This is a genomic window from Actinoplanes sp. NPDC026623 (assembly GCF_040638275.1).
In the GTDB taxonomy this organism is placed as follows: Bacteria; Actinomycetota; Actinomycetes; order Mycobacteriales; family Micromonosporaceae; genus Actinoplanes.
The window spans coordinates 68,460-78,271 of record NZ_JBEZXZ010000018.1 but is presented as its reverse complement, the minus strand read 5'-3'; the positions used below and the strand labels follow the sequence as shown (position 1 = coordinate 78,271).

Genomic DNA, 9,812 nt, shown 5'->3' with positions numbered 1-9,812 from the left:
GCGGGCATCGGCACGGCCCGCTTCGACCAACACAACCACCTGCTGACGGTATGACCGGCCGGGCCGGCGCGGACCGGGCCGGCCGGCGCCCTCCGGACCTGCGCCTGGCCGGCTTCGCGGTGGCGGTGTGGCTCTCCGCCCTCGCCGCGCTCTACCTGTCCGCCCGCGCCGGCCTGATCGCCGGCGGCGCGGCGCTGACCGCCGGGGCCGCGACGGCGCTGACCGGGCGGTCACCCGGCAGACCTCCGCGGGCCGCGACGGGGTTGGCCGGGCGGTTGCCTGGCAGGTCTGCCGGGGCGGCGCCGGGGCTGGTCGGGGGGCCGCCAGGTAGGTCTGCCGGGGCCTTGCCGGGGCCGCTGCGCGGCGTTCGGTCCGCTCGGCGGGTGGCGGGTGCGCTTCGGTGGCTGGTGGCCGCCGCTCTGCTCGGGGCCGGGTGCGGTGCCGTCGCCACGGCGGCGCGGGTGAGTGTGCGGGAGGCCGGACCGCTGGCCGCGCTCGTCGACGGGGGTGCCACCGTGCGGGTCGACCTCGTGGTGCGGGACGATCCGCGGGCCCTGCGGGGATCGCCGGGACTGCCCGCCACCTACCTGGTCGCGGTCGACCTCACGGCCGTCTACCCCGGCGACGCTCCCCGTTTGCGGCTTTCGGCGCGGGCACTGGTGCTCGGCTCCGATCCCGGGTGGAAGGTGCTGCTGCCCGGCCAGCGGGCCTCGGCGGCGGGCAGACTGCTGGCGCCGCGCGGCGGTGACCTGCGCGCCGCCGTGCTGTCGTCCGACGATCCGCCGCGGCTGCGCGGGCGACCCTCATGGGCCCAGCGCGGCGCCGGTGCACTGCGGGCCGGGCTGCAGCGGGCGTGCGCGCCGCTGCCCGGCGACGTCGGCGGGCTGCTGCCGGGGCTGGTCGTCGGCGACACCAGCCGCCTCGATCCCGCCCTGGAGGAGGACTTCCGGGCGACCGGGATGACGCACCTCAACGCGGTCAGCGGGGCCAACGTGGCGATCATTCTCGGCGTGGTGCTGTTCGCGGTGCGGTGGACCAGGGCCGGGCCGATCGTCACCGCGCTGGTCTGCGCCGTGGCGCTGGTCGGGTTCGTGATTCTGGCGCGGCCGTCACCGAGCGTGGTGCGGGCCGCCGCGATGGGGGCGATCGGACTGCTCGGGCTCGCGGCGGGGCGTCCCCGGGCGGCGCTGCCCGCGCTCGCCGCCGGGGTGGCCGTCCTGATCATCGTCGACCCGGAACTCGCCGGTGACGTGGGCTTCGCGCTCTCCGTGCTGGCGACCGGCGGCCTGCTGCTGCTCGCTCCGAAGTGGCGTGACGCCCTGCGCGACCGGGGTTGGCCACCCGGCGCCGCCGAGGCCCTGGCCGTTCCGGCCGCCGCGCAGGTGGCGTGCGGCCCCGTCGTCGCCGGGATCTCCGGATCGGTGAGCATCGTCGCCGTGCCGGCGAATCTTCTGGTCGTGCCGGCGATCGCGCCCGCCACCCTGCTCGGCGTCTCCGCCGCCGTGCTGTCGCCGGTGTGGCCGGCCGGCGCGGAGTTCACCGCCTGGGTGGGGCAGTGGCCGGCGCGGTGGCTCGTCATCGTCGCCACCTACGGCGCCCGGTTGCCCGCCGGTGCGCTGCCGTGGCCCGGCGGCGTGCTCGGCGCGCTGCTGCTCGGCGTCGTCACGGTCGCACTGCTCCTCGCCGCTCGACGGCCGCTCGTCCGGCGCCTCGTCGCGGTGCTCTGCGCCGGTGCCATGCTCGGCACCTTCCCCGTACGGCTGCTCGCCTCCGGCTGGCCGCCGCCGCGCTGGCTGATCGTCGTCTGCGCGGTCGGGCAGGGCGACGCCGTGGTGTTGCCCGCCGGGGCCGGCCGGGCTGTCGTGGTCGATGCCGGGCCGGAGCCGACGCCCGTCGACCACTGCCTGCGGCGGCTCGGCGTGCGCCGGGTCGTGCTCTTCGTCGTCAGCCATTTCCACGTCGACCACATCGGCGGGGTCGCCGGGGTCTTCCGGAACCGGGTCGTCTCCGCCGTCGTCACGCCCGACTGGCCCGACCCGCCGGGCGGCCGGGCCCTCGTCGCCGCGCAGGCCGCCGGGGCGCGCACCCCGATGCTGACAGCCGGCCCCGGCTGGTCCTACCGGGTCGGCGGGCTCGAGGTGACGGTGCTCGGGCCGTACCGGCCGTTGCACGGGACCAGTTCCGATCCCAACAACAACTCGCTCGTGCTGCGGGCCCGGGTCGGCGGGCGGACGCTGCTGCTGCCGGGCGACGCCGAGACCGAGGAGCAGCAGGAACTGCTCGGGCACGCCGGGGCGGCCGCCCTGCGAGCCGACGTGCTGAAGGTCGCGCACCACGGCAGCGCGTACCAGTCGCCGGAGTTCGTCGAGGCCGTCGATCCCGCCGTGGCGCTCGTCAGTGTGGGGGCACACAACGACTACGGGCACCCGAATGCCGGACTCCTCGACCGGCTCAGCCGCGGTGGGGCGCGCGTGCTGCGTACCGATGAGGGCGGTGACCTGGCCGCGGTCAGCACCGATGGGGGCCTTGCCGTCGTCGCCCGCGGCGACCCGCCCGACTCCTGACGAAGCCGTTCACGCGGGCGGCGCCGATGACGGTTCGTGCAGCGTTCACTCCGCGGAAGGGCGTGAATGTATCGGTGATCATCTACGTCGTCGTAGGGTCTGCGTACCCTCGGAAAGGCTGACGCATGTCGATGTCACGCGCACGTGCCGCGCTCGCCGGGGCGGTGGGTGCGGTCCTGATCGCGACGCTGCTCCCGGCCGTCCCGGCCGCCGCCGCGCCCGCGCCGGTGCCGCTGGTCGAAGACCCGGCGAGCTACGTGGACCCGTTCGTCGGCACCACCCGCGGCGGCAACACCTGGCCCGGCGCCACCCGGCCGTTCGGCATGATCGCCTGGAGCCCGACGAACACCACCGGCGACCAGACCGGCGCGCCCGCGTCGAACGGCTACGACTACAACGTGACCAAGCTGCGCGGCTTCAGCCTGACGCACGTCAACGGCGCCGGCTGCAGCCCCGGCGCGGCCGGCGACGTGCCGATCATGCCGTTCGTGGGTGACGTGACCACCTCGCCCACCGCCGACACCCGCGACCAGCGGTACGTGTCGACGTTCTCGCACGCCAACGAGTCGGCCGGCCCCGGGCGCTACACCGTCGGGCTGGACAACGGCGTGCGGACCGATCTCGCGGTGAGCACCCGGGCCGGCATCGGGGACTTCTCGTTCCCCGCCGGCTCCGCGGCGAACCTGCTGTTCCGCACGTCGAACTCGCTCAACGGCAGCGAGGACGCCCAGATCGACATCGACGCCGCCACCCGTACGGTGACCGGCTCGGTGCTGACCGGCGGCTTCTGCGGGCGGCGGGGCAACGGCGGCGGTGCGACCAACCCGAACCGGCGCTCCTACTACCGCCTGTACTTCAGCGCGGTCTTCGACCGTGACTTCGCCCGGACCGGGACCTGGCAGAACTCGACGATCACCCCCGGCGGCACCACGGCGACCGGGGGAGAGGGCTACCTCACCGGCGCGGACCGGGCCGGGAAGGGCTCCGGCGGCTGGGTCGGCTTCGACACGGCGGCCGGCGGCGACGTGCGGATGCGGGTCGGCATCTCGTACGTGAGCCGGGCCGGCGCCGCGGCCAACCGCGACGCCGAGGTGCCGGACACGGCGACCGTCGACTCCGTCGCGGCGGCCACCCGGGACGCCTGGAACACCGAACTCGGGCGCATCGGCGTCGGCGGCGGCACCGAGGCCCGGACGAAGGCCTTCTACACCGCGGTCTACCACTCGCTCATGCAGCCGCAGACCATGAACGACATCGACGGCCGCTACCTCGGCGCCGACCTGCGGGTCTACCGCATCCGGCCCGGCCAGCAGGCCGCCTACGGCACCTTCTCCGGCTGGGACCAGTACCGGGCGCAGATCCAGTTGCTGGCCCTGCTGCGGCCGGACGTCGCCGGCGACATGGCCCAGTCGATGCTGGACTTCGCCACGCAGAACAACGGCGTCTGGGACCGGTGGCTGCACCTCGGCGCACCCACCCACGTCATGACCGGGGACCCGGCCGCGCCGACGCTGGCCACCTACTACGCGATGGGTGCGCGCGACTTCGACGTCGACGCCGCGCTCGCGTCGCTGGTCAAACAGGCCACGGTGCAGAACCCGGACGCGCTCTCCGACATCGGATGCCCGGGGCAGTGCCTCGGCCAGCGCCCGACGCTCGCCACCTACCTGGCGCTGAAGTACGCGGCCAACGACATCTGCCACTGCTGGGGCGGTGCCGCCGAGACGCTGGAGGACTCGCTCGCCGACTTCTCGCTGGCGATGTGGGCTCGGCGGGCCGGGCGTAACGACCTGTACCGGCAGTTGCTGCCGCGCGGGGACTACTGGAAGAACACGTTCAACCCGGCGGTCGGCTATCAGGCGGCGCGGCGGGCGGACGGCAGCTGGCAGGGCGGATTCACGCCGTCCACGGACGTCGGCTTCGCGCAGGGCGCCAGTGCCACGTACACCTGGATGGTGCCGCAGGACGTGTCCGGGCTGGCCACGCTGATGGGCGGCCGGTCCGCGGCGGCGACGCGCCTCGACGCCTTCTTCCACGACGAGAGCGGCAACTGGGCGGTGCTCGGCGGGAACGCGCTGCGGTACGACCCGACCAACGAGCCGGGCATCCACGCGCCGTGGCTCTACAACGGGCTCGGCCAGCCGTGGAAGACACAGGCGACGGTGCGGCAGATCGTCGACACCGCGTACGGGACCGGGCCCGGCGGGCTGCCGGGCAACGACGACCTCGGCACGATGAGCTCCTGGTACGTCTTCGCCGCGATCGGCCTCTTCCCGCAGGTGCCGGGCCGCGCGGAACTGCTGCTCGGCAGCCCTGTCTTCAGCCGCGTGGTGATCGATCGCAGCAACGGCGTCCGCCTCACGATCAATGCCAGCAGCGCCGACACGTACGTCCAGGGCGTCAAGCTGAACGGGTCGACGCTGCGGCGCTCCTGGCTGCCGGAGTCGTACCTGCAGCTCGGCGGCACGGTGACCTTCACGCTGGGCGCCACCGCGAACACGACCTGGGCGACCGCGGGCCCGGATCTGCCGAAGGACCACTGAGCGCCCGGGAGGCCGCCGCGACCGGGGTCCCGTCGCGTCTGCCTACCGGCGTCCGCAGCCTGCGACACGCCCGGATTAGCCCGAGAGTGCGATTCGACCCAGGGCGATCGGTTCGTATGTGCGTCGGATCACGTTCGCCTCACAAGGCAGACATTCAGCCTGATCGAGAACCATTACGACCGGAACCGCATGGCGGATCACCGATATGTCTGCTTTCGCGTTCGGTGCCTGGAGGGCTGCGCAAAGGAGTGAGCTCTGCGGAAGCGTCAGGCCTTCGTGCGAAGATTTCGGACGTGAACACCGCCCCACCCGCCTCGTTGTTGCTCGTCCAAGGCGACGAGGAGTTGCTCGCCGCCCGGGCGATCGCCGCGGCGGTCGCCGCCGCACGGGCCGACGAGCCGGGCGCCGACGTCCGTGAGTATGAGGCGGGCGCCCTCAGCGCCGGCGAGGTCGCCGAGATGCTCAGCCCGTCGCTGTTCGGCGGGCGGCGGGTGCTGGTGATCCGCAGCGGGCAGGACGCGCGCAAGGACCTCGTCGCCGCGCTGCTGGCATATGCGAAGAATCCCGATCCGGAAGTCACGCTGATCGTCGCCCACGTCGGCGGCGCCAAGGGCAAGGCGTTCGCGGACGGGCTGCGCACGGCCGGCGCGACGGTCGTGCCCGTGGCGAAGCTCAAGGGCGACCGCGAGCGGATCGCGTTCGTGCGCGACGAGTTCCGGCGTCACGGCGGCCGCTGCGACGAGCAGGCCGCATCCGCGCTGCTCGCGGCCGTGGGCAGCGACCTGCGCGAGATTGCCGCCGCCTGCTCCCAGCTGCTCGCCGACACCGACGGCAAGATGACTGCGGACGTGGTGGCGCGCTACTACAAGGGCCGGGCCGAGGTCAGCGGCTTCGCGGTGGCCGACGCGGCCATGGTCGGCGACGTGCCGGGCGCGCTCGAGGCGTTGCGCTGGGCGCTGCACGTCGGCGTCGACCCGGTGCCGATCGCGGACGCCATCGCCGACGGCGTGCGCACGGTCGCGCGGGTGGCCTCGGCGGGCCGCGGCAATCCATACCAGATGGCCAGTTCGCTGGGCATGCCCGCGTGGAAGATCCAGAAGGCCCAGGAACGCAGCCGAGGCTGGACCCCGGAGGGCCTGGTCGACGCGATGCGCGCGGCCGCCGACTGCAACGCGGCGGTCAAGGGCGGCGCCGAGGACCGCGGCTACGCGCTGGAGCAGGCGGTCTTCGCCGTCGCCGCCGCGCGCCGATCCGGAGGTGCGCGATGAGCCGGTCGCGGCGCGCCGGAATGTCCCGCGACGAGGCCCGCCAGCAACCGCTTTACGCCCGCATGCTGGGTCTTCAATACTTGGCGCCCAGCGGCTTCCTCTGCTTCGTGTTCCTCGAGGGCGCCGTGGCGCTGGGCATCCTGCTGGCGCTGGCCGAGCTGGTCAGCTGGTGGGGCGTGCTGGTCCTGCCGGCGATGGTCGCGGTGATGGTCAAGCTCAACGACGTGGTGGCGGGAAAGCTGATCCGGCGCGGCATCACGCGGCCGGCGGGCGGCGTGCACTCGGTCGCCCGCGCATCGGAACACGCGGCGGCGGAGACGGTGCGGCTGTCCGCCTCGATGATCGCGGCCTCCCAGCTCGGCGGCGCCTCGGCGCTGCGTTCCACGGAGATCCGGCACGCGGCGGTGCCCGGAGGCCCCATAGGCGACCGATGGACGCCGCCGCCGTCGATGATCGACGCGATCGCCCTGAACGAGCCGCCGGTCGCCTGGCAGTGGGTGGAGCCACTGGACGACCGCCAGCAGAGGGCCCGCCAGTCGGCCGCGCGCCGCTACGAGTAACCCGCGGTCCGCCGTGAGCAGCATCTCGGCCAGCGGCAATTACCAACGGTGATCATTGGTCGCAGGGCTGCGGTTCGTGCTGCCGGGCGCCCGGAGGTCGGTGGCCGGCTCGGATCCGGTTGTCTGCGGTCAGCGGCGTTCTCGAAGGTCGGCAGCCGGGATAAGTCCCGGTGCCTGTTGCCGAGGTCCTCGGAGGTCGGCGGCGCGGTGGTGCCTGTTGCTGGGGTCTCGGAGGTCGCGGCCGGCCGGCACTGTTGCTGGGTCCTCGGAGCCGGCGGCTGGATAGGTCCCGGTGCCTGCTCCCGGGATGTCCTCGGAGGTCGCTGACCGGGATAGGTCTCGGTTCATGCGGCCGGGGACAGTGGGAGGTCGGCGGCAGGGATAGGTCTCGGTTCGTGTTGCCGGGGCTTTCGGAGGTCGGCGGCCGGGTGAGCTCCCGCTGCGCCGCGTAGGCCGCCGGGCGAGACAGCATGGCCCCGCGCGGCGGCGTTCTGCTGCTGCTCCCAGGCCGGAGCCGGCGAACCCCGGGCAAGCGGCCGGGCGGGCCGAGGTGCGCCAAGAACAGGGCTGCCGGGTTCGTCCCCCAAGCCGATCTGCGACGCTGCCTGGCGTGTCGCTGCTGCGCTCGGCCACCGGTAGGTGGATACAACTCAGGCACCGCTGAACCCGAAGGTCCTGCGGTGCCCGGAGGTGCGGTCTATATGACCAGCCTGCGGTCAGGCAGACAGCGAGGCGACCCGCTTGGCGATGGCCGACTTGCGGTTCGCCGCCTGGTTCTTGTGGATGACGCCCTTGCTCACGGCCTTGTCGAGCTGGCGCGAGGCGTCACGCAGCAGCACGGTGGCCGTCTCGCTGTTACCGGCCTCGCTCGCCTCGTTCAGCTTGCGAATCGCGGTCTTGAGCGACGACTTGACCGACTTGTTGCGCAGCCGGGCCTTCTCGTTCTGCCGGTTGCGCTTGATCTGGGACTTGATGTTCGCCACGCGACAGCCTTGTCCTGACTAGTTCGGATGATGTACTCGGACGGTGGCGATCGCAGCCAAAAGCAACGTCACCACACGCGACGAACCAATGTATCAGGCCTGCTCGGCGCCACCCAAATCGCTGGGCCCCACGGCGCCTCGACGCGGCGAAGAAAGCCCAGGTGGCGCGGGTGGTCACCGGCGTTTGACCGGGCCGCCGGGCCGTCTGATCAAGGTGGCCCAGCATCGGCACGCCCGACGGCACTGACCGAAAAGTACCAGTATCAGCCATAGTGGGGTGGTGCCGGCGAGGGCGGGTCGGTCCCTAGTTGACGGGGGCGTGAAGGTCGTGGTTGCGCCTAGGAGGCCCAGCCGCGGCGTTCGGCGAGCCAGCCGAGGGCCTGTTCGCCGCTGAAGCGCTGATGCTGGCGGCTGTGTGGCGAAGCACTGCTCGGTCCTCCGGCGGCACGTGTCAGCCAATATCCGCCGAGCGCGGCCAGGGCGCCGTCGACACCCGCGGGTGGTGCGTGCCAACCGGACAGAGCGGCGTCGACGTCCAGCCCGCTCGCGTACGCCGTGATCAGCAGCGTCACCGTGTCGAACCACGGCTCGCCCAGGCACGGCCAGGTCCAGTCGCAGAGCCACGCCTTGCCGCCGCGGTCGAGGAGGAGGTTGTCCACCCGCAGGTCGCCGTGCAGCATGCCGGGCCCCGCGACCAGGGCCGGCAGTCCTCGTTCCAGCGCGGCCAGCTCGTCCAGCCGCCCGGGCACCCAGGCCGGCGCGGGTGGCAGGGGCGCGCGCCCGCCCGCGATCTCGGACCACCAGGACAACTCGTCGCGCACGATGTCGCCGAGCGCTGGCAGGCCGAGACCGAGCAGCTCGGCGGAGGGCCTGCTCAACGCCGCCGCCGACGCCTCCCACGCGGACAGTGCGGCGGACAGGTCGGCGGGCGCCCAGGGCAGCGCGGGCAGGCGGCCCTCGACCGCCTCGAGGCACAGCACGAAGTGCCCCTCGGCTGCCAGCGTCCACCGCGGCCGGGCGGCCGGCACCTCCGGCGGCAGGGCGGCGGTGATCGCAGCCTCACGCGCGTACCAATCGGAGAGCGGCTCGGTCAGCGGTGCGGCCTTGACGAACGCCCGATCCCCGGAGGCCGTCGTGAGCAGGGCCGCGAAGGCGCGGGTGAAGCCGCCGCCCGCGCTGACCGCGGCCGTGACGGGGCCGCCGAGCCGCGCGCTGATCGCATCCCGCAGGCCCGCGGGCAGCTCACCCCAATCCGGGCGTACGGCCGTAGCACCGTAGGCAACCTCGGGGAGGGACACCGCGCGCATGTCCCCATCCTGCCTCCCCGTTCCTGTCGTACCCGGCTGGCAGGCTGTGGCCATGAGAACGGACGACTTCTGGACGGTCATCGACCGGGCGACCGCCGACCGGCCGGGTTCGCCTGACGAGGTGGCCAAGCGCGCCATCGCAGACCTGGCCGCCCGCGACCCCGCCGAGATCGTGGCGTGGGGCCTCCACCTCGACAAGGTCATGGCGGCCTCCGGCAAGGAGGACCTGTGGGCGGCGGCCTACCTGATCAACGGGGGCTGCTCCGACGACGGCTTCGACAACTTCCGGGGCTGGCTGATCGCCAACGGCCGGGAGGTGGTGGCCCGGGCCGTCCGCGAGCCCGACTCGCTTGCCGACCTCCCGGCGGTGCGCGCCGCCGCGTCGACGGGCGCGGTCTTCGAGGCCGAGGAGGTGCTGGCCATCGCGGAAGAGGCGCACCGGCAGGCCACGGGCTCGGAGCTGCCCGCGAGGACGACGGCGCCGAGCAGGCCGGACGCGGCGATGCTGTGGGACTTCGACAACGAGGAAGAGATGCAACGGCGCCTGCCCCGCCTCTCCGAGCTGTTCCTGGAGCCGCCGGACTGAC

The 9,812-nt window shown here is 73.5% G+C and carries 7 protein-coding genes; 5 read left to right on the top strand and 2 right to left on the bottom strand.

The features are described 5' to 3' along the window. The first annotated feature begins 50 nt into the window (after positions 1 to 50). The 4 genes from AB0F10_RS08535 to AB0F10_RS08520 all read left to right on the top strand — a co-directional run bounded on the left by AB0F10_RS08535 (position 51) and on the right by AB0F10_RS08520 (position 6,935). Complete coding sequence (locus AB0F10_RS08535) at positions 51 to 2,564, top strand: ComEC/Rec2 family competence protein (RefSeq protein ID WP_360621457.1); 2,514 nt, start codon at positions 51 to 53, stop codon at positions 2,562 to 2,564. A gap of 131 nt (positions 2,565 to 2,695) precedes the next feature. Further along, positions 2,696 to 5,107 (top strand): GH92 family glycosyl hydrolase, encoded by a 2,412-nt coding sequence (locus tag AB0F10_RS08530; protein WP_360621455.1) that lies wholly within the window; start codon positions 2,696 to 2,698, stop codon positions 5,105 to 5,107. A 284-nt stretch (positions 5,108 to 5,391) separates the two neighbouring features. After that, the gene (gene holA / locus AB0F10_RS08525; protein ID WP_360621471.1) at positions 5,392 to 6,375 is read left to right on the top strand and encodes a DNA polymerase III subunit delta; all 984 of its coding nucleotides are present in this window, start codon (positions 5,392 to 5,394) and stop codon (positions 6,373 to 6,375) included. Further along, on the top strand, positions 6,372 to 6,935 hold the full coding sequence (locus AB0F10_RS08520; RefSeq protein ID WP_360621453.1) for a hypothetical protein: 564 nt from the start codon (positions 6,372 to 6,374) through the stop codon (positions 6,933 to 6,935). The genes holA and AB0F10_RS08520 overlap by 4 nt, the downstream gene beginning before the upstream one ends. A gap of 716 nt (positions 6,936 to 7,651) precedes the next feature. Here the strand turns inward: AB0F10_RS08520 and rpsT are convergent. Both rpsT and AB0F10_RS08510 read right to left on the bottom strand, forming a co-directional pair. Continuing rightward, positions 7,652 to 7,918, bottom strand: a complete 267-nt coding sequence (gene rpsT, locus AB0F10_RS08515) for a 30S ribosomal protein S20 (protein ID WP_360621451.1) — start codon at positions 7,916 to 7,918, stop codon at positions 7,652 to 7,654. Between the two features lie 338 nt (positions 7,919 to 8,256). Continuing rightward, the gene (locus AB0F10_RS08510; protein WP_360621449.1) at positions 8,257 to 9,225 is read right to left on the bottom strand and encodes a phosphotransferase; all 969 of its coding nucleotides are present in this window, start codon (positions 9,223 to 9,225) and stop codon (positions 8,257 to 8,259) included. 52 nt (positions 9,226 to 9,277) lie between these two features. On the opposite strand from AB0F10_RS08510, the gene AB0F10_RS08505 reads away from it, so the two are divergent. Then, positions 9,278 to 9,811 carry a DUF4240 domain-containing protein gene (locus tag AB0F10_RS08505; protein ID WP_360621447.1) on the top strand — a complete coding sequence of 178 codons (534 nt, stop codon included), beginning with the start codon at positions 9,278 to 9,280 and terminating at the stop codon, positions 9,809 to 9,811. Position 9,812: the final 1 nt, after the last annotated feature.